This is a genomic window from Pseudomonas sp. PB105, from assembly GCF_009764655.1.
Taxonomy (GTDB): Bacteria; Pseudomonadota; Gammaproteobacteria; order Pseudomonadales; family Pseudomonadaceae; genus Aquipseudomonas; species Aquipseudomonas cyclaminis.
The window spans coordinates 90,540-115,056 of the sequence record NZ_RWIO01000028.1 but is presented as its reverse complement, the minus strand read 5'-3'; the positions used below and the strand labels follow the sequence as shown (position 1 = coordinate 115,056).

20 protein-coding genes are annotated in these 24,517 nt (G+C 53.2%); 11 read left to right on the top strand and 9 right to left on the bottom strand.

Going from position 1 to position 24,517, the window contains the following annotated elements; translation table 11 throughout:
• Window position 1 precedes the first annotated feature (1 nt).
• Window positions 2–892, bottom strand: coding sequence for a LysR family transcriptional regulator (locus tag EJD88_RS06015; protein ID WP_158877212.1), 891 nt, complete (start codon window positions 890–892; stop codon window positions 2–4).
• A gap of 99 nt (window positions 893–991) precedes the next feature.
• Here EJD88_RS06015 and EJD88_RS06010 point away from each other — a divergent pair, with 99 nt between their 5' ends.
• The 5 genes from EJD88_RS06010 to EJD88_RS05990 all read left to right on the top strand — a co-directional run bounded on the left by EJD88_RS06010 (window position 992) and on the right by EJD88_RS05990 (window position 7,213).
• Complete coding sequence (locus tag EJD88_RS06010) at window positions 992–1,759, top strand: sulfite exporter TauE/SafE family protein (protein WP_158877230.1); 768 nt, start codon at window positions 992–994, stop codon at window positions 1,757–1,759.
• Between the two features lie 142 nt (window positions 1,760–1,901).
• Complete coding sequence (locus EJD88_RS06005) at window positions 1,902–2,450, top strand: sugar ABC transporter ATPase (protein ID WP_158877211.1); 549 nt, start codon at window positions 1,902–1,904, stop codon at window positions 2,448–2,450.
• A 104-nt stretch (window positions 2,451–2,554) separates the two neighbouring features.
• Window positions 2,555–4,024 carry an IMP dehydrogenase gene (guaB, locus tag EJD88_RS06000; RefSeq protein ID WP_017478674.1) on the top strand — a complete coding sequence of 490 codons (1,470 nt, stop codon included), beginning with the start codon at window positions 2,555–2,557 and terminating at the stop codon, window positions 4,022–4,024.
• Window positions 4,025–4,106: 82 nt separating this feature from the next.
• Window positions 4,107–5,684 (top strand): glutamine-hydrolyzing GMP synthase, encoded by a 1,578-nt coding sequence (guaA, locus tag EJD88_RS05995; RefSeq protein WP_112196667.1) that lies wholly within the window; start codon window positions 4,107–4,109, stop codon window positions 5,682–5,684.
• Window positions 5,685–5,992: 308 nt separating this feature from the next.
• Window positions 5,993–7,213, top strand: coding sequence for a site-specific integrase (locus EJD88_RS05990; RefSeq protein ID WP_158877228.1), 1,221 nt, complete (start codon window positions 5,993–5,995; stop codon window positions 7,211–7,213).
• Between the two features lie 18 nt (window positions 7,214–7,231).
• Here the strand turns inward: EJD88_RS05990 and EJD88_RS05985 are convergent, their stop codons facing one another.
• Window positions 7,232–8,092 carry a hypothetical protein gene (locus EJD88_RS05985; protein ID WP_256673628.1) on the bottom strand — a complete coding sequence of 287 codons (861 nt, stop codon included), beginning with the start codon at window positions 8,090–8,092 and terminating at the stop codon, window positions 7,232–7,234.
• A 79-nt stretch (window positions 8,093–8,171) separates the two neighbouring features.
• Here EJD88_RS05985 and EJD88_RS05980 point away from each other — a divergent pair, with 79 nt between their 5' ends.
• The 3 genes from EJD88_RS05980 to EJD88_RS05970 all read left to right on the top strand — a co-directional run bounded on the left by EJD88_RS05980 (window position 8,172) and on the right by EJD88_RS05970 (window position 11,679).
• The gene (locus tag EJD88_RS05980; RefSeq protein ID WP_031597374.1) at window positions 8,172–8,396 is read left to right on the top strand and encodes an AlpA family transcriptional regulator; all 225 of its coding nucleotides are present in this window, start codon (window positions 8,172–8,174) and stop codon (window positions 8,394–8,396) included.
• Window positions 8,397–8,426: 30 nt separating this feature from the next.
• Window positions 8,427–9,803, top strand: coding sequence for a replication protein (locus EJD88_RS05975; protein ID WP_158877210.1), 1,377 nt, complete (start codon window positions 8,427–8,429; stop codon window positions 9,801–9,803).
• A gap of 280 nt (window positions 9,804–10,083) precedes the next feature.
• Entirely contained in the window at window positions 10,084–11,679 is a 1,596-nt protein-coding gene (locus EJD88_RS05970) for a hypothetical protein (protein ID WP_158877209.1), read from the top strand.
• Window positions 11,680–11,968: 289 nt separating this feature from the next.
• Here EJD88_RS05970 and EJD88_RS05965 read toward each other — a convergent pair whose 3' ends face one another.
• From EJD88_RS05965 to EJD88_RS05935, 7 genes are all read right to left on the bottom strand, one after another.
• Complete coding sequence (locus EJD88_RS05965; protein ID WP_104723919.1) at window positions 11,969–12,289, bottom strand: hypothetical protein; 321 nt, start codon at window positions 12,287–12,289, stop codon at window positions 11,969–11,971.
• A 2-nt stretch (window positions 12,290–12,291) separates the two neighbouring features.
• Complete coding sequence (gene trbL / locus EJD88_RS05960) at window positions 12,292–13,896, bottom strand: P-type conjugative transfer protein TrbL (RefSeq protein WP_158877208.1); 1,605 nt, start codon at window positions 13,894–13,896, stop codon at window positions 12,292–12,294.
• Between the two features lie 2 nt (window positions 13,897–13,898).
• A complete protein-coding gene (locus tag EJD88_RS05955; protein ID WP_158877207.1) occupies window positions 13,899–14,087 on the bottom strand; it encodes a hypothetical protein in 189 nt (62 codons plus the stop codon).
• A 2-nt stretch (window positions 14,088–14,089) separates the two neighbouring features.
• On the bottom strand, window positions 14,090–14,884 hold the full coding sequence (gene trbJ, locus EJD88_RS05950; protein WP_158877205.1) for a P-type conjugative transfer protein TrbJ: 795 nt from the start codon (window positions 14,882–14,884) through the stop codon (window positions 14,090–14,092).
• A gap of 256 nt (window positions 14,885–15,140) precedes the next feature.
• A complete protein-coding gene (locus EJD88_RS05945) occupies window positions 15,141–15,365 on the bottom strand; it encodes a hypothetical protein (protein WP_096144545.1) in 225 nt (74 codons plus the stop codon).
• Window positions 15,366–15,367: 2 nt separating this feature from the next.
• Window positions 15,368–15,577 carry a TraC family protein gene (locus tag EJD88_RS05940; protein ID WP_158877203.1) on the bottom strand — a complete coding sequence of 70 codons (210 nt, stop codon included), beginning with the start codon at window positions 15,575–15,577 and terminating at the stop codon, window positions 15,368–15,370.
• A gap of 106 nt (window positions 15,578–15,683) precedes the next feature.
• Window positions 15,684–16,055 (bottom strand): TraK family protein, encoded by a 372-nt coding sequence (locus EJD88_RS05935; protein ID WP_158877201.1) that lies wholly within the window; start codon window positions 16,053–16,055, stop codon window positions 15,684–15,686.
• 1,041 nt (window positions 16,056–17,096) lie between these two features.
• Here EJD88_RS05935 and EJD88_RS05930 point away from each other — a divergent pair.
• The 3 genes from EJD88_RS05930 to EJD88_RS05920 all read left to right on the top strand — a co-directional run bounded on the left by EJD88_RS05930 (window position 17,097) and on the right by EJD88_RS05920 (window position 24,357).
• On the top strand, window positions 17,097–18,953 hold the full coding sequence (locus EJD88_RS05930; protein ID WP_256674389.1) for a site-specific DNA-methyltransferase: 1,857 nt from the start codon (window positions 17,097–17,099) through the stop codon (window positions 18,951–18,953).
• Between the two features lies 1 nt (window position 18,954).
• Window positions 18,955–21,672: a DEAD/DEAH box helicase gene (locus tag EJD88_RS05925; RefSeq protein ID WP_158877197.1), complete on the top strand. Its 2,718-nt coding sequence runs from the start codon at window positions 18,955–18,957 to the stop codon at window positions 21,670–21,672.
• Between the two features lie 804 nt (window positions 21,673–22,476).
• Complete coding sequence (locus tag EJD88_RS05920; protein ID WP_158877195.1) at window positions 22,477–24,357, top strand: ATP-dependent endonuclease; 1,881 nt, start codon at window positions 22,477–22,479, stop codon at window positions 24,355–24,357.
• Window positions 24,358–24,517 lie beyond the last annotated feature (160 nt).

The following is a 24,517-nucleotide window of genomic DNA, read 5'->3' as shown; positions in this document are numbered from 1 at the left end:
TTTATAGGCATTCGTGCAAGGTTTGACAGAACTGCTCCACCAACCGGCTCGGCGCCTGCGGGCAGGCCAGGGCCACGGTGCTCAGGCAATCCGGGTCAGCCAGGGCTAAAAAGTGCACATTGGCGGGGGCGATGTCCTGCATGGATTTTGGTAACAGGGCAATACCGAAGCCGGCCTGGATCAACTGTAGCTGAGTGGTCTTACGTGATATGACCCGCGCAGCCTTGGGGAAAAATCCGGCGCGCATGCAGAGTTCGGCTGACAGATAACTCAGTCCACCACGCTGTGGATGGGGGATCGAGATAAACGCTTCATCCTTGAGCTGCTCCAGGCCGACGGGCTCGTTGCTACTTGCCAGTCGGTGATTCGGCGGCACCGCCAGCAGCAATTGCTCCTTATATAAAGGCTCCACACGTACCCCTTCACGCTGGCGCAGCACCGGCAGCCGTAACAGGCCGACGTCCAGGCGACCGTCGGCGATCTCCTCCAGTTGCGCTTCGGAGGACAGTTTGACGATGTCCATCGAAACGCCGGGGCAGCGCTCCAGCCACGTGCTGATGCCCTGCAATAACACGCCGCTCATCGGCACGGTGCTCGAATGGCTCAGGCGCAGGGTGCCGAGTTGGCCTTTGCCGACCTGGGTCGCGGTTTCACTGGCCTTGAGCAGCTCGCTCAGCAGGTTGCGGGCCCTTGGGTAGAACGCTTCACCGGCCGCGGTCAGGCGTGGCTGGCGTGCAGTGCGTTCGAACAACGGCGTTTGCAGCTGGTTTTCCAGCTCCTTGATCTGTCGGCTCAGGGCCGATTGCGCCACGAACAGGCGTTCGGCGGCGGCGCTGAAGCTGCCGCTGTCGGCAATTTCGACGAAGTAGCGCAATTGGCGAGTGGAAATCACACGTTATGCCTTTTTGAGATGGGTGGAGGGCTTTGACGATATTAGTCGCAACCCTCGCTGATGGCTAAAGTGATGGCTATCTCTTTCAAGGAATTCGCCATGAGCCCGGTTGAGCTGATGAGCCAGTGGTCGTTTAGCGGTGTGGAGTGGCTGGTGATCGGCCTGGGCGTGGTAGTGGCCTATATCGTGTTCGGCATTGCCGGCTTTGGTACGGCGTTGGTAGCGGGGCCGATCCTGATTGTGTTTATGCCGCTGTCGAAGATCATCCCGTTGCTGGTGCTGCTGGATTTCGTCGCGGCTTTTGGCGGCCTTCTGCATACGCGACGGGACGTGAACAAGCCGGAGCTGCTGCGATTACTGCCGTGCATGGCGATTGGCTGCACCCTGGGCGTGGTGTTTTTGCTCAACTTGCATTCGGACCTGTTGCTGCTGTTGATGGGGCTGTTTATCAGCGCCTATGCGATTTACAGCCTGGCGGTAAACGCCCGGCCCACGCAACTGGCAGCGGGGTGGTCGATCCCGATGGGCACTGTGGGCGGGCTGTTTGGGGCGTTGTTCGGCAGTGGTGGCTTTTTATATGCCATCTACCTGAACAGCCGCTTGCCCAAGGACGCGGCACGCGCGACCCAAAGCGCGTTGATCAGTTGCAGTACGGTGGTGCGCCTGAGCCTGTTTTTGATCGCCGGGGTGTATGCTGATCTGCCGCTGCTGATGTTGGCCCTCTGCCTGTTGCCCGCGATTGCCCTGGGGCTGTGGTGTGGGCGCAGGCTGACGATGCGCATGTCCCGTGAAGCGTTTGTGCGCTTGGTGACGTGGCTGGTGCTGGCCAGCGGCATTGCATTGATTGGGCGGTACTTGAGCACTTGACCTGATTTCTTCAGGGATTAAGCTGCCGTCCTCCCGGGCCTCATCGCGGGCAAGCCCACTCCCACCTTTGAAGGTGTTCACAATTCAAAATGTGGGAGGGGCTTGCCCGCGATGGCGTCAGCAGCCACACCGCAGGCCTTTCATGAATTCCCAAAGCATCCTTGTCCCCAAAATCTCCACCTTGCCCGTCCACGAACCCCGCGCCCGGGCCATCGTGCGCTGGCTGGTGCGCAAGAACATCATCAAGGAAGAACTCACTACCTGTGGCCGCACCGGTAACCGCATGGCCTACGCCCTGGCCGACGGCGCCCGCGCCGTGGTGCTGCACCCCGAGGCGCTGCCGTTCAACGAGCCGGTCAATGGCCTGGAGATCATCTACAAGCGCTGCATCTATACGCCGGCCAAGGGCTTTCTCGAAGAAGCCGGTTGCCCGGAGTGCCGCAAGGAAGTCGGCGAGGCGCTGTTCGAAAGCCTGGAGGACTGGATGCCCGGCTATACCGACAACTTCACCTGCCCGCTGTGTGGGCATGAAGATGACATCAACGGGTTTCTGTTCCTGCAGGCGTGCGGGTTTTCCAACCTGGGATTCATCTTCAACAACTGGGCGGAGGCGGGGTTCAAGCAAAGCTTTATCGACGAATTTGCCGATTGGCTGGACCAGAAGATCAGTTGGGTCAAGGTCGAGCTTTAATCCATCTATCAGTATTACCAAGTTTGTCAGAGTTTTACATTGAGCCCGACAGGGTGCATGTATATAATGGCGCGCTTCCATTTTCCCGCTCGGGAGCCCCCGCGATGCTGCGTATCAGCCAAGAAGCTCTGACATTCGACGACATTCTCCTAGTGCCCGGTTATTCCGAGGTGCTTCCTAACGAAGTCAGTCTCAAGACCCGCCTAACCCGTGGCATCGAGCTGAATATTCCCCTGGTTTCCGCTGCGATGGACACCGTTACCGAAGCCCGCCTGGCCATTGCCATGGCGCAGGAAGGCGGTATCGGGATCATCCACAAGAACATGACCATCGAGCAGCAAGCTGCCGAAGTGCGCAAGGTCAAGCGTTACGAAGCCGGTGTGGTGAAAGATCCAATCACCATCGAAGCCGACGCCACCGTGCGTGACCTGTTCGACCTCACTCGTCTGCACAACATCTCCGGTGTTCCCGTGCTGCACGATGGCGACCTGGTCGGCATCGTCACTTCCCGTGACGTGCGTTTCGAAAACCGTCTTGAAGTCACCGTCCGCGAAGTGATGACGCCTAAAGAGCGCCTCGTCACTGTCAAGGAAGGCGCCGACAAGAACGACGTACGCGAACTGCTGCACAAGCACCGCATCGAGCGCGTGCTGATCGTCGACGACAAATTCGCCCTCAAAGGCATGATGACCGTCAACGACATCGAAAAAGCCAAGGCTTACCCGCTGGCCAGCAAGGATGACCAAGGTCGTCTGCGCGTAGGTGCTGCGGTCGGTACCGGTAAAGACACCGGCGATCGCGTTGCCGCCCTGGTTGCTGCCGGTGTGGACGTGGTGGTGGTCGACACCGCCCACGGTCACTCCAAAGGCGTGATCGATCGCGTACGTTGGGTCAAGCAGAACTTCCCTGAAGTCCAGGTGATCGGCGGCAACATCGCCACCGGCGCAGCGGCCAAGGCCCTGGCCGAAGCCGGCGCGGATGCCGTCAAGGTCGGTATCGGCCCTGGCTCGATCTGCACCACGCGTATCGTCGCCGGTGTAGGCGTGCCGCAAATCAGCGCCATCGCCAACGTCGCCGCTGCCCTTGAAGGCACCGGCGTACCGTTGATCGCCGACGGCGGCATCCGTTTCTCCGGTGACCTGTCCAAGGCCATCGTAGCCGGTGCTTCCTGCGTGATGATGGGCTCGATGTTCGCCGGTACCGAAGAGGCGCCAGGCGAGATCGAACTGTTCCAGGGGCGTTCGTACAAGGCTTACCGTGGCATGGGTTCGCTGGGCGCCATGTCCCAGGCTCAAGGCTCGTCCGACCGTTACTTCCAGGACTCCTCGGCAGGCGCCGAGAAGCTCGTACCGGAAGGTATCGAAGGCCGTGTGCCGTACAAAGGCACACTGAGCGCCATCATCCATCAACTGATGGGCGGCCTGCGTTCCTCGATGGGCTACACCGGCAGTGCCGACATCGAAGAAATGCGTACCAAGCCTGAGTTCGTGCGGATCACCGGTGCCGGTATGGCCGAGTCCCACGTCCACGACGTACAGATCACCAAAGAAGCGCCAAACTACCGCGTAGGTTGATGCTTCCTGCAAATAGTTAAGTAACCGGGGCTGTCTTTTTCAGCCCCGAGTTGTTTCTGATTCATTAGACGAGACTGATCTCATGGCCCTCGACATTCACGCCCACCGCATCCTGATCCTCGATTTCGGTTCCCAGTACACCCAACTGATCGCCCGCCGCGTGCGTGAAATCGGCGTGTATTGCGAACTGCATCCGTTCGACATGGACGACGAAGCGATTCGCGAATTCGCACCGAAAGGCGTCATCCTCGCCGGTGGCCCCGAGTCCGTGCATGAAGCCAACAGCCCGCGCTGCCCGCAAGCCGTATTCGACCTGGGCGTGCCCGTCTTCGGTATCTGCTACGGCATGCAGACCATGGCCGAGCAGCTGGGCGGCAAGGTTGAAGGTTCCGAACTGCGTGAATTCGGTTATGCCCGTGTAGACGTGGTCGGCAAGAGCCGCCTGCTGGACGGCATCGAAGACCACGTCGACGCCGACGGCCTGTTCGGCCTCGACGTATGGATGAGCCACGGTGACAAAGTCACCAAGATGCCGGAAGACTTCCACATCCTGGCCAGCACCCCGAGCTGCCCGATTGCTGGCATGTTCAGCGACGAGCGTCGCTACTACGGCGTGCAGTTCCACCCGGAAGTGACCCACACCAAGCAAGGCGGCCGCATCCTGTCGCGCTTCATCCTCGACATCTGCGAGTGTGAAGCCCTGTGGACCCCGTCGAAAATCGCTGAAGACGCCATCGCCAACGTGCGTGCCCAGGTCGGCACCGACAACGTGCTGCTCGGCCTGTCCGGCGGCGTTGACTCCTCCGTGGTTGCCGCGCTGCTGCACAAAGCCATCGGCGACCAACTGACCTGCGTCTTCGTCGACAACGGCCTGCTGCGCCTGCACGAAGGTGAGCAAGTGATGGCCATGTTCGCCGAGAACATGGGCGTCAAGGTGATCCGCGCCAACGCCGAGGACCAGTTCCTCAACAACCTGGCCGGCGAGTCCGACCCAGAGAAGAAGCGCAAGATCATCGGTCGTACCTTCATCGACGTCTTCGATGCCCAGGCCAAACACCTGGACAACATCAAGTACCTGGCCCAGGGCACCATCTACCCCGACGTGATCGAGTCGGCCGGTGCCAAGAGCGGCAAGGCACACGTGATCAAGTCCCACCACAACGTAGGTGGCCTGCCTGAGGAAATGAACCTCAAGCTGGTAGAACCGCTGCGCGAACTGTTCAAGGACGAAGTCCGCCGCCTGGGCCTGGAACTCGGCCTGCCGTATGACATGGTCTACCGTCACCCATTCCCAGGCCCGGGCCTGGGCGTGCGCATCCTCGGTGAAGTGAAGAAGGAATACGCCGACCTGCTGCGTCGCGCCGACCACATCTTCATCGAAGAACTGCGCAAGGCCGACTGGTACCACAAAGTCAGCCAGGCCTTCGTGGTGTTCCAGCCGGTGAAATCCGTCGGCGTTGTAGGCGATGGCCGTCGTTACGCCTGGGTCGTGGCCCTGCGTGCCGTAGAGACTATCGACTTCATGACGGCGCGCTGGGCGCATCTGCCGTACGAACTGCTTGAGACCGTTTCCGGTCGCATCATCAATGAGATCGAAGGCATCTCGCGCGTTACTTATGACGTGTCGAGCAAGCCGCCGGCGACGATTGAGTGGGAATGATTGGACGTCCGGCATTGTCCGGCACCCACTAGCAAGAAATGCTCTGGAGCCCGCGTAATTGCGGGCTTTTGGCTTTTTGGGTCTGGCAAATTCTGGCAGCTTTGTGCATCGCCAAGCACCGTGTTTGTATGGCATGGTACGGGGCATTGACTGAGCCAAATGCCATGTTCGGTGCTCGATACCATGTCGCCCTAGTAGGGCAGTGCATGGTATCAAATCTCATCATCAGCCCGGTTTCATTGGGTTTTATCGTGGTGCATGAGTGCTTTTCTGAGCATGGTATTTTTTCAATGGAATCCGTAACTGCCATGCTGACCGATACCAAGCTGCGTAACCTAAAACCGCAAGAAAAACTCTACAAGGTGAACGACCGTGACGGGCTGTACGTGGCCGTCACTGCTGCCGGTTCCATCTCCTTTCGTTACAACTACTCAATCAATGGCCGTCAGGAGACCATCACGTTCGGTCGTTATGGCGTGGGTGGCATCACACTTGCGGAAGCCAGAGAGCGCTTGGGCGAGGCTAAAAAGATGGTTTCGGCGGGTAAGTCACCTGCCAAAGAGAAAGCCCGAGCCAAGGCACGCACCAAAGGGGCAGAGACGTTTGATGCGTGGGCGGAGAAATGGCTGCGTGGGTATCAGATGGCTGACTCGACGCGTGACATGCGCCGATCGGTTTACGAGCGCGAGCTAAAGCCGCACTTCGGTAATCAGAAACTGGTGGAAATCAATCATGAGGATCTGCGTACCCTGACAGATGCCATTGTGGAGCGTGGAGCTCCAGCCACGGCCGTGCACTCCCGCGAGATTGTGATGCAGGTGTTCCGATGGGCTATTGAGCGTGGCCAGAAGGTCGAGAACCCGGCTGATTTAGTACGTCCTGCAAGCATCGCTAAATTTGAGCCACGTGACCGCGCTTTAGGGCCTGACGAAATCGCGTTGATGTATCAGTACCTGGACCGCATCGGCACCGCCTCATCCGTGAGAGTCGCCGCTAAGCTGCTGTTGCTGACCATGGTTCGTAAAAGTGAATTGACCAACGCTACCTGGAACGAAATCAATTTCAGTGAAGCCCTGTGGACCATTCCGAAAGAGCGGATGAAGCGGCGCAATGCCCATTTGGTTTTCTTATCTCAGCAGGCGCTGGATTTCTTCATTGCTCTTAAGACGTTTGCCGGTGGTTCGGATTACGTCTTTCCCTCTCGGTACGATTCCGATTTGCCAATGAGCACCGCGACGATCAATCAGGTGCTGACGCTAACCTACCGGCTTGCGCAGAAAGAAGGGCAGCCGTTGAGCAAGTTCGGACCGCATGATTTGAGGCGCACAGCGAGCACGCTGCTGCATGAGGCGGGTTACAACTCAGACTGGATTGAGAAGTGTCTTGCGCACGAGCAGAAGGGTGTACGGGCGGTTTACAACAAGGCTGAATACCGTGATCAGCGTCGGGCGATGTTGCAGGATTGGGCGGATATGATTGACGAGTGGACGCTTAAACGACCACGTCCAAGCAATGGAGGAAAAAAATGAAATTAGAGTTTTGATCTTTCATGATGATGCCTGCTTTCCAGACCGTCGCTTGATGGCCGCAGAAACAGCTTGGCGTGATACGCCAAGCTGCCGGGCGATTTCAGCATGACTTGTAATTCCTCGCATCAACAGATCATCTATCGTGCTAGTTGGTGACTTCAGTGCTTGGAGAAGGCGGTATGCCTCTTTTCTGACCTCGGCATGGGCCTCGATATCCCAGCTTGGGAGGAAAGCAGCTTCTTGAGACCAGATTTTTGCAATCAAATCCTCATAATCCAGCACGAACCTCCTATCGCGTTGGTAAGCGCGGCGTGCCTCATCGCTACGTCGCGGATTGTGGGCCTCACAATAGAGTTTGCTCGGTTTAGCCGAACCCTCTGGCTGGCCAGGTAGGGCCGCAGGCCTTAGTAATTCACCGTGTTGCGCCCAAGTAGAAACGAGCATTCGGCGCTCCACGTGCTCACGAAATGCTGCTACCGAAAAGTCCCCGCGCAGTTCCTGAATGTCACAGTACTTCGACAACATTCGAGGGGGCTCATACCTGCCGAACTCCCCATTCAATGCCCGTTCGTATCGATCCACCAAGGCATCGGCTTTTTTCTGAGCTTCGGTGCGAACAGACTCCGTTAATGGGACTGCTTTGACATTCCCTCGCTTTAGGCGCTTGAAGACTTTCGGCGCCGCGATGCTGATCACATATTCGGTGGAGCGCCAACATAGCTCGCAGAAGCACCACTCGTATTGGTTACTCAACTTGGCACGGATGCGATCCGACGATGTGTCGCTTTCTCTAACCAGCATTTGCAAAAGCGGGTCGTAAGTGCTCGACGTTTTTAAGTGTTTTCCCATCCTTAGATGATAGCTCTGATTGACAACCAAATTCTAACTTTTTTGCGCCCTGGGTCTGGCGCTCGAAGGCATTGTCAAGCATCTGACAACTTCGAAGGAAAGCGACCCGATGGAGACCAAACCAAAGAGCAAGACACTCATCAACCGTAAGAAATTGCATGCGATGATCCCGCTAGCAGAGCGCACGATCTACAACATGGAGCAGCGGGGCGAGTTCCCGCGCCGTATTGCGTTAACCAGCCGAAATGTCGCTTGGGATTTGGCTGAAGTCGAAGAATGGATTGATGCGTGCAAGGCTTCTGGCCCAGCTCCCAGACCCGGAATTGGAGCCTGAATAGTGTGGGTCGGGCCCGACTCAGGGCCCATGCCGCAGCCGCTTGTGCGAACCGCCCGCGCTCAACTTCAAAGTTCACAGCTTGCGCTGTTCAGTTCTCAGGACGAGGCGCAGATGTACCACGACAGCAACAGGAGCGGGTTCTTCTCGCTACTGGTTGATGTTCGTGGCGAAAAGCGTCAGTCGTCCCACCGGCTAGCGGATATGCCCACCATACTCAATCTGGTGGACAAAACTCGCGACACTTGGATATCTCAGGCCGAGTTCATCCGACCCAACCGGCGCGTCGTAAACCTGTCCCGGCTTGGTCTGTTGTTCGCAGACCTCGACACCTACCGTATCCCCGCATTAGCTGGCCGCGACCCTGAAAAATTGGCCGCGTCTGTGTTGTATTTCTGCAACGAGGCGGGGGTGCCTGCGCCGTCCCTGCTGATCTACAGCGGTCGAGGCATACAGGCCAAGTGGCTGCTAGAGGGCACGATTCCGCGCCAAGCGCTGCCCCGCTGGAATGCGTGCCAGCGTTACTTAGTGGATCGCCTCGCGCACATCGGTGCCGATCCGATGGCCAAGGACGCAAGCCGGGTCTTACGTACCGTGGAGACGGTCAATAGCAAGAGCGGCGAAGTCTGCCGCGTGGTGCATGTCCAGAGCGACACAAACGGCCAGCCGATCCGGTACAACTTCGAGCATATGGCCGAGGCCCTGCTACCGACTGCCCGCTGGACTATCGAGCAGCAGCGGCAGGAACAGAGCCAGCGGCGCGCCACGAAAAAGCTTTTCCTTTTAATGCCCTGCGGCAAAGCCGACAATTTGCGCGGTTTCTCAGGTCGCCAGCTTGCTTGGGATCGCCTCGAAGACCTACGCAGGCTTGCCGAGCTGCGCGGCGGTGTCGTGGAAGGCCAGCGGATGCAACATCTGTTTTGGCGGTTGAACTTCCTGCTGCTTTCCGGGGCAACCAATAGCAAGCAGATGTACCACGAAGCGGCTGCACTTGCCCGCGAGTTAGATCCGCAGTGGAATAGCCGCTCCAAAGAGCTGATGACGCTGTTCAGCAAGGCAAAAGCCTACGAGGCCGGGGAGAAAGTCACCTTTGGCGGCAAGGAACATCCGCCGCTTTACACGCCTAGGAACGATACCCTTATCAACCTGTTCAGGATCACCCCCGCAGAACAGCAGCAGCTCAAGACTATTGTCAGCCACGCCGAGGCAGCAGGGCGCCACAGGAGGCGCGAGGAAGGTCGTAGACGCGCTGCTGGTGCCGTGGACCGGGAAACTTACCTCGAAACGGCTAACGGCAAGCTAGCAAAGGCTCAAGCGCTTCGGGCGGAAGGTTTAAGCGTGCGAGCCATAGCAAAGCGTATGGGGGTATCAGTTATGGCTGTGTCTAGGTACATAAACGCCCCATAAATCAGTGTACCAAGTCCGTGCGTATTACTAATGGCGAAGCCTCCGGGCAATTGGATGGCAGCCTGTTTTTAGCTGGCTCAAAGGGGGTTGGGTCATTGCTCCCTACCTGACTATCTTTACGCATTGCTACTGTTCTGTCGCTTGCATCGAATTCGACCGGCAAGCTGGATGGAGTCGACCGACAGGAACCGTCCAAAAGCAGGCTGTTGGAACTGCTGCCCATAAAGCTTTGACGACATTGTCCGATAAATATATAGCCGAAAACCACAACGATAAGGACATGACTGTGACCGAATATTTGTTCCGCCCTACGCAAGAGTATGAAAACGAGCAGTACGAGCGAATCAAGAGCAAGGTGTTTTCTATATTCGACTCTGGCCGAATGACAGAAAGAGAAGAAATTATTTCGGTTTGCATGGTCGTGTACAGCGAGCACGAGCTAGTTCTAGAGGAAAATATTAAATCTCTTGATGCGCTGTCATTAGTGATATTTATACTCAATCAGTATGAGGCGTACGAAAAGAAAAGCCTAGCACATCATCAATTCATCTTGTCTGCCGCAGAGGATGAAAGTTGGAAAAGTTATGCCATGCATGCCAGGCGAGGAATAAAGTATCTAATGGAGCATCTTTGTCGGCATAGTAATGTTTTGCTTGGTACAAAAGATGATGAGCTAACTGAGCCTGAGAAGATCGCGTCATTGTCTAGGATTTTTATCTCCATCGAAGAAATGTGTTTGACCTATATTCGGATCGATGGTTACAGATTTCTTTATGATGAAGTTGAACTGATATTAAATCAGAAGGAATACACTTACTTTAATGTGCCTCAAGACTCAGATTCTCGTAATAACCTAGATATTAGAACTGAAAGAAAAGAAATCAGGTCAAGAATAAAAGGCTGCCCATACAGTATTGATATTGAAGATCATGGTCGCGTTCTTGACCCACCATTTACCAAGCACTTGGGCTTAAATTACACGCAACTAATAGAGTTCTTGCGCGCATACATACATTCTGAGGCCAATCCAGTTGGAGTAATACCTAAAGCTAAAGTTATCATGGGCTTGAAGGAAAAGTTCAACACAAGCATTGAGCAAGCTACTCAGGCGATTAATGGTTTCACTATACGGGCAGTCAATTTAGAGAATAGAACTCTATTTAGCCCTAAACAAGAACACCGGGCATATCATCGTGGGTTTTTTGAGTTTATACAGAATGATATCGCAGTTCTTTTTTTCTCAAGAGCTATGGCGATTGAATCCCTTGACATACTGATTAATAATACATGCTACCAAAAACTACCAGAAGAATGGAAAAATCCTACTATAGAATCTTATCTTACTACACTCTCTAACAAGGCGGGGAAGTGGTTTGAGCATGTGGTATCTTATAATCTTGCCGAAGTTGGTATCCATGCGATTTCTTCGGTAGAACGTTACCGTTCAAAGGGGAAAATTATCACCCCGCCAGATGATGTGGGCGAGATCGATTTCATCGGTTACCTAGAAGAGCAGAATGCGCTGTTCGTTATCGAGGCTAAAAACGTTCGATTTAACACCGAACCAAAGCTCTTCCGTGACGACCTTAGCAAATTCATCACTGGAAAAAAATCCTATGCCGGTAAGTTTTCGTCAAAGTGCCAGTGGGTTATGCAGAATTTGCTGACTGTAACTGATGAACTAGAGAAGCAGGGGATTTTGGCTCAAAATATTCAGAAAGTTTATAAAGTAATGGTGATTCTTGCTCCATCGCCCGTCGAAGATAGGATATCGGAATTTAGCTGTGTGAATCTAGTTAAGTTTATGACGATCATGGAGAGCGGGAGCTTGGCGTCTTTGGTAGCGACTGAAATAAAGGTTGAGACTTCACCTTAGGCACTACAAAATCTTATAACTGGGCGAGATAAATAGGTAAGAATCGCAACCGCTTCTGGCTGAGCTTTGCCAGATAAAAGGGCCTGCGTTGTGTCGATTTCTGCCGGTTGCATGGCTGAGACAGGTCCGTGCGTATTACTGATGGCGAAGCCTTCCGCACCGTTGTTGCCCCTCGTCCGCATTGATGGTGGAGGTGGTAAACGATCCGTTCAGAATTGAGCATGAGAAAAGAGGGTAAGGTTTGGAAAATAAAACCCCGCGCGCGGGGTTGCTATTGGCAACTCACCACTCAGCAATTGCCGCGACTCTTTCGTTTCTGAGCTTCCTGCGCGGCTTGGATTGTCACCAACACTTGCTGGTTTAGAGCGGCGTTACTCTTACTGCCCAGCAGAGGAAAACGATTCATGGTCTGCACCCCCGAAAACATACGGTAGGAAGCCGACAAGGCAAGCGGGCTTACTCGAAGCTGCAACGCCGTATACTGCCGATCCAGCTTATCTAGCTGCGGCCCGTAACCTTTGCTTCGTAGCCACCGGCCGAGTGCCCACATGCCGATGGCGAACGTAAAGGCGAATACTACGAATCCAGCGAACATCAGAAAGCCCATCATGGTTATTTCTCCGGTTGGTCGTTCGAGGTCATTCCCGGCACCTTGAGCGAGGCGAGGCGGCCGGTAGCAGAGTCAGTGTCCGAGGCCGGACGGATGACGTTAGGCTCAGCTTGTGAAGCTTCCGTGGCCAATTCTGCTCCATTGGCTGGAGTGGTCGAGTTGGTATCGTCGGGGGCTGGTGGCGGAGATGCTGCGCCAAGAGACAAGGCGTGCGCATTTTCCATACCTGGCACTGCTATCGAGGCCATCACGCCGAGCATCTTTGCGCCACCGTCGGCCGCTTGGGAAAGCGCGCTGCCGGAGCTGACAACTCCCCCTTTTGGTGTCGTCTGCTGGTCTTTGTCGCCGTTCCCCTGCGCGGCCTTTCCGGCCTGCTTGGCGGCCTGTTGTACGCCGCTGCTTGGCGAGGACGGAGCGGCCGACGCCTGCCCGGCAGGATTGGCTGAGCTGCCGCCGACCTTTGCGCCTGCGGAACTGGCACCCTGGGCCGCTGCGCCGCCGGTGCTGGCACCCACGCCGGAGGACGCCGCTGCACCCATAGACGACGCGGCACCACCTGCGGAGCTGGCACCGGCAAAGCTGGAGTTAATCGCCCCCGCCAGTCCACCGACACCCGCCGCCCCAGCCCCGGCAGCGCTACCAGTACCGGCAGCTCCGAGGGCGGCAGCAGGAGCCGCGGCCCCGGCTGTGGCAATGGTGGCCGCCGCAGCCGCCGCCCCGGCAGCACCGGCTACTGCCATCCCGCCAATGGCCGAGCCGCCGCCCATTGACGTGCCACTAATCATGGCACCGATCAGGTCAGGAATTGTTTTCGTGAGGTAACAGCACACCAAGGCCAAACCGACCATCGTCATCAATGACGCTTCGTCATTGGTGTAGGCGGCCAACCACTGCTTTGCCGACTGTATGATCAGGCCGACAATCAGGGTTAGTACAAATAGCTTGGCGCCAATCGCAACGGTGAAGCGCATCGGCGCAATTGCAAAATCCCGCGTCCATTGCGAACCGCCAAAGCCGATGAACAGCACGGAAGCATTGATGATGACGTAAGACTCTACGAGCGTGACAAACATGAATGCAGCGATGAAGGCGAAACATGCCAACACAAGGATTGCGCATACAGCGATCAGAAGTCCCTTGGCTGGAGAAAACACTGAAATGCCCTCCACCATGGTGCGGCCAAAATCCAGCGCAACTGCCAGCATATCGCCGGGTTCTAATGCACGCCCGAGGCCGCTCGCCGATGCCGCCGCATCACGGAAGCTATCGACAATGGCCGTCGACCATTCCACCGAGTACTTCATGACTGCAAGGAAGAAACCGATCACCAGAATGAAGCGCAGCAGCTCGCCGACAATCTCGCCGAAATCGGCTTGCTTCATGACCAGAGGCATGAACGTCCAGATGAACTGGATCGAGGCCAGCAGCCAAAACAGTCTGATCGCATAGTCATACAGCTTCCCTGACCACTGGTGCGACTGTTGCAAAACGAGGTCGAGTAGACCCTGAATCGATGTATCGGCATGGGAGAGGTCGGTCGCCGCCACAGCATCTCCGCCCACGAACACACCAGCCAAGGTGAGGAACAACAATAGACGAGGATCCATAGCTAGTACCCCTTCACGCCGCCGCGAGTATTCGGGCGCGCCTCAAATGAGAGATCAGCGTCACGCTGTTGCCGTTGTTGCTCAGCCACGGCATTACATTCGCTATTGCTTTGAACCATCACGGTGACCATGGAACCGGCCAGTACGGACCCGGCGCACATCAACGCGATGAGCCATCTCGAAATAGTCATTCTCAGTACTCCTTCACGCCGCCGCGTGTGTTTTTGCGCGCTTCAAACTGCTGTTCAGCGGCTTCGCTAGCGGCCTTCCGGTCGCCTTGCTGAGCCATGTAGTTGCCCTGCATGTTGATTTGGGTGGCTATCAGATCGCGCAGTTTTTGGAGTTGCTGCACATTCTGGGAGGCGATTTCGTTGCCCGCCTGTATAGCTTGCATGCGGCCTACGGCTGACTGCGAACGGGCCACCATGCGATCAAGCTGGATGTCTTCAGACTCGAACTTGCTGGTATTGAGGTTTGCCGCCTCGAGTGCCGTCTTTACGTTGTTGCTGCCTTGTTCCGACCAATTCTGATAGCGCTCATGAGCTGGTACTTCTGCTGAGTTCGCGGCTTGATTTAGGTAGGACTGAAAGCCGGGGAAAGCGGTGTTGAACTGAGAGTCCATATTCTGGATCTGGCGGCCTAGGGACTGCGAACGGGTGTAAAGGTTGGCCACGTTTTTAAGATCGGCCGCGATGCTGCCAAACATGGTGCTTGGCAAGCCCGTGCCTTGGGTGACCATATTCTGATACTGCTGAATCTGCGTCTGAAGCTGCTCTGCAGTGTTCAGCGCCGTGTTGACTGCCTCGGCGTACTCAAACATCTGTTGATAGAACGTCGAGCAGTTTGAGCAGTAGATGGCATATGCGGGGGGTGGTGCCAGGTAGAGACCCACACTAAGGCTTGTGCTTTTAATTGCTAAAACAAGGGCAGTACGTATTCTCGATTTTCGAGCCGATGAAATCGGCGATTTCAGCAATTCCGTATTCATGCCGAACACCTCGTTTTGTCATGGTTCGAGGTTTTATTATTGACTGATATGGTGTGGTTTGGAATATGCGGATAAGTATCTATCCGCATAGAAATCAATGGCTTGCGGGCGTTGCCTGAGTGAGATTGATACGCACCAACCTGATTTTACTGGTATTTTCTTCGTGCATGGACCTGCCTGTCTTTCCGGCGTGATGTGTTTTTACGGCCAAAAAAAAGCCCACCGAAGTGGGCTTTTAATGAAATGGCGTAGCGTCTTAGTGGGCTGAGTAATAGGGGTTCTGAGTCCGATAGTGACCACGCTCCGTTTCAGGGATGTGTAGTGTTTCTAGGTGCCAGTTTTCGAGCGAGGAAGCCAACTCTGCCGCAATGCGTTGGGCTTCTCTAACGGCTTTACTAGGTCGCCCGCTGGCTTGACCGAGGTAGGCTTGCAGTTCGTTGAGTTGGTTGGCCAATGCGCTGATGCGGTGAGCGGTTTTCATGATCAATTCCCCTTTCTGATCCTTTCCACAATATTGTCGAATTCTTCCCGAATCCGATCATCTGTAATTTCAAGATTAACCAATCCTGATTTGATTGCAATTCTCCCAATTCTTTCAGCCGCCTCATTATCCAATTTCGCCAATCTTGCTTTAGCTGTTTCCAGCTCTGAAAGGGCGTCAGAACGGCGTTCTGCGAGAGTTTTTCGAGCCATGGGTTCTCCGTTTTTTTAATGAGGAAAATTAGACAGACTGAAAAGTTCTACCTCATTTTCTCGCCCAAATTAAAGGGACTAAACAACCTCGCTGTTTCGTGGGGCGTCAGATTAGGTCGTCGCGGTTTCCGCTATTTGGGTTGTGCTCGAATCCGGGGCGTTTTGCGCCGGGTTTTTGGGCCGAGGCTGGGGTGGCCTTGGTTTGTCCTCCTGGGCCTCCTGTAGAGGCAGGGGAGGGGCTTGGTTGGGCGATTTGCTCGCCGCCGTTCCTTTGGTGCCCATCGTCTCTTTCCTCTCGTACATACCTGCCGACATATTTGGTGAACTGCGGGTAGCCAATGCCAAGCTGTTCGGCGTAATCGTCATAGATCGCACGTAGCGGGTGCCCTGCATCTATCAGCTTACGAAAGTCATCAAGCCTGGCCAGGAAGGCAACTCGCCCTGCGCCGCGATACACCTTTTTCGGCCCGTCTGTCATTTGGCGTCTCCTGTTTATGTGATCGCGCTAGTGGTCAGCACCTGCTATAGGCAACTCAAGGAAATTTTAGAAAATTAAAGGAAATTCTTATATTGGCAGCGCAATTTAACGCAACTCAGAGAAATTTTGGGAAATTATAGGTCAGAAATAGCCGGATATGGCAGTAAGGCGAACCTAAGGTGGTCAAGTTGCCTAGAATTGCAGAAGATCAGACGGCAAGATGTGTGTTGTAGGCCTACGCTGCTTCGCAGCTAGGGCCTCCACCACCTACCCTTACTCGCCTTCGGCTCAACGTATCTTGCTCTGCGAGGCATGCAGCCGCTGCCGCGTTTAAGAGCAAAAACACAGCAACGGCAGGAGCACCCATGACAGGTGGCACCAAAGAAAAAACAACGGCTCGCCGACGCGGCAAGCCAATCGAGGTTTGGGTTACTAACGAGGAAAAATAGGCCATCACAAAGAAGGTTGGCGAGGCTGGCATGTCCCGGTCGGTATGCTTCTGCGCTCTTGGCTTGAACACGTCAATCCGGTCGTTCGTTGATCGTGCCGCCGTGGCAGATCTGGTAAGGATCAGCGGCGACCTAGGGGCGTTGCGGGTTGCTGAAGTGATGGCTTGTGGAGAACAGAGGGGACGGGTTAACGCCTGTCCGGGGAAGATGAGTACAACTGTGTATGGAAAAATGAGATCTGTTGGGGAGCATGGGCGAAGCTGTGAGCGGCCCGAGGATCTTACGACAGTCCAGCTGGTTGCATTTTTCAGCCATGTGGTGCGTCAATACGATCGGTTCAAAGCCGAACCTCGCGGGAAGCCGGACACACTGCCAGGACTGACGATGATAGAAGGCTAAAAATCCTTGGCGGATAGCTTCAAAGGCTAGGAGGCCAATTATCTAGTCTCATGAGGTGACGTGCCGAGGCTAACCCCGGATAATCGTCGCCACGGAACGCTTCTGAGATGTGACAGCCTTTATGAGTACAAAAACGGACAGTCTGCTAGCCCAGCTGGATAACATGACACCTTCCCAGCTCCGAAGGTTGCTAGTGGAGCAGCTTACCCAAAAGAAGTTGGGCTTGAATTGGGAGTCCAACGCAATTGAGCGTGACGAGGCTCTGAATGCGGACATCGTGCTGCCGCGATTGGTTTTAGAAAACTCCCATTCGCTGGGTAGTCCTAACGCTGAAGGCAATCTCATTATTGAAGGTGATAATTTTGACTCCTTGCGTCTTCTTCGCGCTACTCATAGGGGCAAAATACGGGTTATCTATATCGACCCGCCTTACAATACCGGTAATAAAGATTGGGTATACAATGACCACTTCGTTGGTGCTAATGACCGGTATCGTCATTCTCAATGGCTAGAATTCCTTTACCGAAGATTAACGCTCGCACGCGATTTGCTGACTCCTGATGGGGTGATTTTAGTATCCATTAATGATGAAAACCGCTCACGCCTCGAGTTACTAATGGAGCAAGTTTTTCCAAGGCGTAGGCTTGGTAGTTTGGTGTGGCGTACCAAAGATACTGGCAACGACCTATCTCAACGGTTCAGCCACGTCCATGAACACGTTTTGGTGTATGCAAATTCGGGATTTAAATTTAACGGTCGAAAAACCGACCGTTCGAAATTCCGGAATCCCGATAGCGATGTCCGGGGAGATTGGTCGCCTCAACCGATGACATCTAACAAAAGTCTTCACGAGCGTGCGAATACTTATTATCCGATTCAGAATCCAGACACCGGTTACTGGTATCCTTGTGACCCCAATAGCGTTTGGCGATTCGCGTCCGAGAACGAAATTCGAAAACGGCACCCAGATGACGAATCCGCCGTTCAGTCAGCACTTGATTCGCTTCGCAGTGACACTATCGAAACTCTAATCGCGAAACGTCATGTTTATTTTCCGCCATGCGCTGAAAAAGATGTGATGTTTTACAGAGATAGAGACGCTCTTGTAAGAGCCATCCGTGAAGACAAAGGGCCGATTCTTCCGAAGAAGAAAACTCCGCTTTTGCGAGATGATCTTCCTGATTTAGAGTTTTGGATTGGAAAGCCTATTGCGCCTGGACGACCTTCGCGTAAAGAATTCTGGGATGCAAAACCAGAGGAAGACCGCATTGCGCCCTTGAGCAGTTGGATTGGGGGGGTCAAAGAAACCCTCGACCCGCTCCTAGACGATGATGATCTGATGGAGCCGTTAGCTCTGCGTAGTCCAAAGGGGGGCATAGCTACCGACGAGATCAAAACTTGGTTAGGGGCGAAGGTGTTTCAGCACCCGAAACCTGTTGAACTGATCAAAAATCTGCTTTCGCAAGCCACTAGGCCCGGTGACATAGTTCTCGATTTCTTTGCCGGCTCTGGCACCACGGCGCAAGCTGTTTTGGCGCTCAACGCCGAAGACGGGGGCGCGCGCCGTTTCATCTTGTGTTCAAGCACCGAGGCCACTTCAAAGGAACCGGATAAAAATCTGTGCCTGGACGTTTGTGCAAAACGTTTACGGCGAGTGATCACTGGCTTTGGGAAACAGCGGGCTCTGCCAGGAGGATTTGCGTATCTTCAATTGGACAAAATGGATAGCGCAGATGTGCCTTTCGAAGGCACGCCCATGCATGCTGCTCAGCTCCTTTCCTTACGTTATTGCCAAAAAGCATCCACTGGCACCCTTGATGATTCGATCCTGCAATTAGCATTTGATGGAGAGCTCGCAGTATTGCTGGTTGCGCAGGTTGACGATGAAACCTTACAAAGGTTGGCTAAATGGCCTGCTCGCCGTCTTGCTGTGTACTCAAGCCGTCCTGAAAGCGTAACTGATCACTTAGCTAGACACGGAAAATCAGCCAATAGCTACAGTTTGCTGGACGCGCTATTCCGCGGACAGACAACCCAACGAGTTTCATGACATGGCCGAAACGACAATTTCCATGCAAGCGTTAATTACAACCGCGCAAGGTCCGCTGCTGGAGCCTGAACCGTTCCAAAGCACCTTGATCGATAATATGACGAAGACGCTACTTCACAGCAGTAGAGCTCCTTGCCTGCTTCGGGCGCCTACAGGCTCGGGCAAGACATTCATGTTGGCACGGGTCCTGGCAGACGTGAGTGCCGCTACGCCTACGGTCTGGTTTTGGTTCGTCCCCTTCGTGACATTGGTGGCTCAAACCCTCGACGCGCTGAAAAGTAACGCAAGCGACCTGACGCCTACGACGTTAGCTATAGGACGTAATCAGCAACCTGATGAGGGGCTTGTTATGATCGCTACTACGCAGGCTGTAGCGAAATCGCAGTGGCGAGTTAAAGGCTATGATGCGGACGGTGATGATGACACCCGAACGATAGCTGAATGGGTAGCATTGGCTCGAGAACGAGGCTACGCGATTGGAATGGTGGTGGATGAAGCCCATATCGCGTTGGACAAAGCTACGGAATTTGGCAAATTTGCCCAGTGGCTGAATCCAGATTTTTTGCTGATGGCAACTGCTACGCCGAAAGATCAACGCATACTGGATTTTCTAGATAGCGCTGGCAAATCAGATTTCGAGTCGTTTGCCGTCAGCCGTGATGACGTTGTAGATGCACGACTAAACAAGCGATATATTGAAGCCATCATCTACGATCTTGCTCAGAGTGTACAAAGTGTTGCTGATCTAAAACGTACGGTGTTGCGCCAAGCTTGGAAGCGAAATCAAGACCTCAAGCAGCGCCTAGCTGATGCTGGAATTCCACTAACGCCTTTACTGCTTGTGCAGGTTGCCAACGGTAACAAGACCGTGGAAGAAGCTGAGCAGGATCTAATACACCTATGCAAAGTTCCACCTGGAGCAATCGGAAAGCATTCATCCGATGACCCTGATCCAGTTTTGATGGCTGCGATTGCCAACGATAGTTCCAAAGAGGTCCTTATTTTCAAGCAGTCGGCCGGCACTGGTTTTGACGCTCCTCGAGCCTTCATCCTTGCATCGACAAAGCCGGTCAATGATCCTGATTTCGCTATGCAATTCATTGGTCGCGTTATGCGCGTATCGTTGGCTATGCGCAATGCGTATCCCGACAAAGCAATACCGATGCCTGGAGCTTTCGACACTGCATATGTGTACCTGGCGGACGCTACTGCGCAGAAGGGCTTTGAAAAGGCGGTATATGTTTCGAGCTTAGTGCAAAGCCAGTTGCAAGGACAAACTGAAAAGTTGCAGCAACGGCGTACCTCAAGCGGTGCAATCGTGCTCACAAATAAGCAAACCTCTCAATTTCCACTCACCTACAATGCTCAAAACTCACTTCAGTCAGAGTTTGTAAAACCCGAAGAAATACAATCTCTCGGTGTTCCAGTTACTACTGGTCCACAGGCTGAAATGTTCGGAGCCATGGATGCGAATAATCTGGATGAGTGGCAAGTTGAGCCTGCAATCACTGGCACCTCTGCGCTATTGATTCCGAAGTCCCAGCCCCAAACACAAGCTGAATTGATGAAACGCTTGGCACAGGGTGAAATTCGCATCTATCCACGCCGTTCTGATCTTGCTACCTTGCCTATGGCATTACCAGCAGAGCGAAAGCCTCAATTCAATAATATGTCGTTATTGTCTCGGAGTATTGCCGCAAGACTTGAGATACCTACATTGCTTGCTGATAATGCAATCAGAGTTGCTCGGAATCAGTTGAAGGATACAGAGAGACGTACCGAGCTAACATCAGGTGATTTCGAAGACGAGAAGGTTCTTATTGTCACGGATCGGAATGCTTTGGCTAAAGAAGCCCGTGCGGTGCTATCTAAACTCCCTCAAGTAGAAGAGGAAGATATCCGTGAAATCTTGACTGTTTTGGCTGCAAGGCTTTTGCCGGTTCTGCGAGTAAAATTTGAAGATTTTGATCCTGACAAAATGCCCGATGAAAAAATCTTGCAACGAATGGCACGTGATGCCGCCAATTGGGTGGCGAAGCAGCAAGCAGATAAGCTCGAAGAGGAGCTTTATTCGGAAATCGCATTACAAGCAGAATCCTTCATCGCAGATCCTCTCCCGGACGCGATGGCATTTGCCACTGCGATACCTTTGAGTAAATCGATTCGAAATATATACGGGGTATTTCCACCGGCAAAGGATGAAGTGCCGCAGCTTGCTCAACACATCTTTGCAGATGATCGCTATTTGCTTAAAGACAGACTATGGTCTTTTGAGAGCGGGGATTTCAAGATTGGGCAGTACGATACTACAGCTGCGTTAAACAAAGAAGAAATGAGTTTTGCGCGCGCCCTTGATAAGAGTGACTTTGTTTGTTGGTGGCATCGTAATCCAGACAGGAAATCTTACTCGGTAAGGCTTGTTCGGGGAGAGCACAAAAACAATTTCTACCCGGATTTTGTTGTATGCTTGTCGCATTATCCAGGCGATACACCAATCCTTCGATTAGTAGAAACTAAACATGACAGCAAAGACGCGGCGCGCAAAGCAAAACATGTGCCTGCCTTTTACGGTAAGGTTTTATTTTTAACCAAGGATCAGAGTCGCCTTAAATGGGTTAAGGAAGACGGCTCGCTGGGTAGTGATGTGGATCTAGAAGACTTGGTGAGCCTGTGTGAGTGGATGCGAGCATCCAGACCGGAGCAGAAATCCTTGATTTAATCCTAGTCATAAGCCTTATTGACGAAGGCGTAACATAGCGCGAGTGATAGAGATGCCAAACATAGCGCCTCTATCACGCTATCAAGGTCCGTAGAATGGCTGTACTCAACCATCTGGTCGAGCGTCGTAGTCGAGGTGCTTTAGGAGTGATATAGTTTACCCTCAAGAGATGGTTAAGCACGCTAAGATTGTCACAGCTTTGGAGATTTATTTATTAATTTTCAAGTTGAGAGGCTGTATGAAAGATAGATCGCACGATGAGTATATGGTCGAATACTTCCGTTTGAATCCACTCTATGCTATCGAGCTCTTTGCCACTGCACAGCTGAATGGTGATCCGGCTGAATTAGATATCCTGCAGCGGCAACTATATCTAGCATATAATCCGAATGTTGAGCGGCCCGCTGGTAAGATATCTGAATAATGAGTGTAAAGCATTGAGTGTGATGCTTCACAGTGCTCGCGATGTTCACAGTACAGGTCATTTCAAATAGGCGGCTTTTATTGTCGGTGACGGAATGGATGATGAGCGTCCGATGTTGACTGATAACGGCTAGCAACAAATACCTGACGCCCGCGTGATTACGGTTTTTTGTATTCTTCATCTGGCAGGTTATGGTGAAAGCGACTATGGTAAAAATCGGGCTTCATCGTTGCTTGATTGAAGGGAGCTTTGCGACGTAACCCGGGATGATTCAGTGTGCTGTTGTAAGTTCGGTCGACGATTTTTTGACTGAGGCAGTAAAGGGAAGGTTCTTTCACCTTCATGGTGAGGGATTACATCAAAAAGGAGAGAAGGTTGAAATGAAGATCCAGTCCATCCGTATTCAAAACTTCCGTACTTTGAAAGACGTAACAATTCCATTCGATTCCGTTACGACTTTCATTGGTCCGAACGGGGCCGGAAAGTCAACTGTTCTCCGTGCACTCGACTGGTTCTTCAATGGCAAGTCCGGCTCATTGACTGAGAAGGATTGCTCATTTGGTGCGACTGATGAACACATTGAGGTTCAAGTTACTTTCGGGGAGCTCACAAAAAAGGATAGAGAGGCGCTTGGTAAGTATGCGCCTGAAGGAGTCAATACATTTACCGCATGGAGACTTCGATCCCCTGACGGTCTCGATGTGCTCTCGGCAAATGCAAAAGGATTCCCAGAGTTTAATGCTATCAAGGCTGCAGTAAGCGCCGCTGCGAAGAAAGAGCTTTATGCCACTCTGCGGCGAGAACGACCTGAACTTAATCTTCCTGCGGCAAATACAGGCCCCGCCGTCGAACAAGCGATGACAGCATGGGAGGCAGCTCACACTGGTCAACTTCTCGATGCCCCTGAGGCTTTGCAAACCAATTTTTTTGGTTTCAATAGCGGCGGTGTAATGAGCGGGCTTTTCGACTTTGTTTTGGTTACGGCCGACCTTCGCGCAAGTGAGGAGTCTATCGACGGTAAGACAAGTATCATTGGACGAATTCTTGAGCGCTCTATTGATCGAGCTGCTGCCGATGAGGCAATTGCGGAAATCGTTGCAGATTCAAGAGCAAAGCAACAAAAGGTTTATGAAGAGAAGTTTACGAAGCAGCTCGAGACCATCACGACCCAGCTCAATGAGGTAGTAGCAACCTATGCTCCAGGCCGAGGAATTACAGTTTCTCCGGCTGAAGTGGAGCTTAAAGCGCCTCGCACAACGTTCGACGTTGCAGTACTTGACGGTACCACTAAAACTCCAGTAGAGAGACAAGGTCACGGCTTTCAGCGCACTCTGCTGATCTCCGCATTACAACTCTTGGCTCAGTCGGGCGCAGCGTCAGCGGAAGGTGTCATATGCTTGGCGATCGAGGAACCAGAGCTTTTCCAGCACCCGATCCAAGCGCAGACCTTCGCAAAGGTACTCAGATCACTTGCCGAAGATACTGAAAAGCGTATCCAAGTGACCTATGCCACTCATAGTCCCTACTTTTTGGAGTCGCGGAATTTCCATCAGGTAAGACGGCTTACAAGGTCTACTGACAAATTTCCGGTAGTGACAGTTCATTTTGCTACAGTTGAAGATGTGAAGGTGAGACTTCATGGAACAGTAGCCGGCGATGTAGTTGATCGTAGGCTCGACCATAATGTTGCCGACCAGCTTGCTATCGCACTTTTTGCGAATCGTGCATTTCTTGTGGAAGGCACAACAGAATCTGCTGTGTTCTATGGGATTGGGGATAGAACGTTTCCCGGTGACCTTGAAGCCGCAGGGCTTTCAATCATTTCTGTGGGTAGCAAGACGTCAATACCCCTCGCACATGCGATTTTGAAATCTATTGGAGTGCCAGTCTATGCACTGTTTGATGCGGACGGTGGATTTGAGGCGCGAGCGAGGGCGAAAAATAAACAACAGAACGCCATAGATCAAGAACGCCAAAATCACGTAGCGGAAAACAGGATGCTAATGAGATATTTCGGCTTGGCTGAAGAGGATTTCCCTCCTGCGACGATTTCGGACGCAGTGGCTATTTTCGATGACCACCTCGAATCATTTCTCTCGCTGAACTGGGGCGAGTGGGGGGTAGCTTGCGAGAGCATTGCGGCTGAGACAGGAATAAATCTGGCAAAAAATCAGCTCGGGTATCGAACTGCAACACTTAGATCCGAGGGATTAGTGCCCGATATGCTATCTCAGATTCTTGCGAGGGCGCGGGGTAGATAGCTGCCAGCATCGCGCCAAATCTTAGGTGAAGAGGTTGCTAGCTTGGTATAAATAATGGTATTTGTTCTTTGTTAAACTCTAAGTTATTGATTTAAAACGAAATATATATGTCATCGATAATAGAGTGGGAATGATCTTCAACAACCTGTTTTATAGGTAA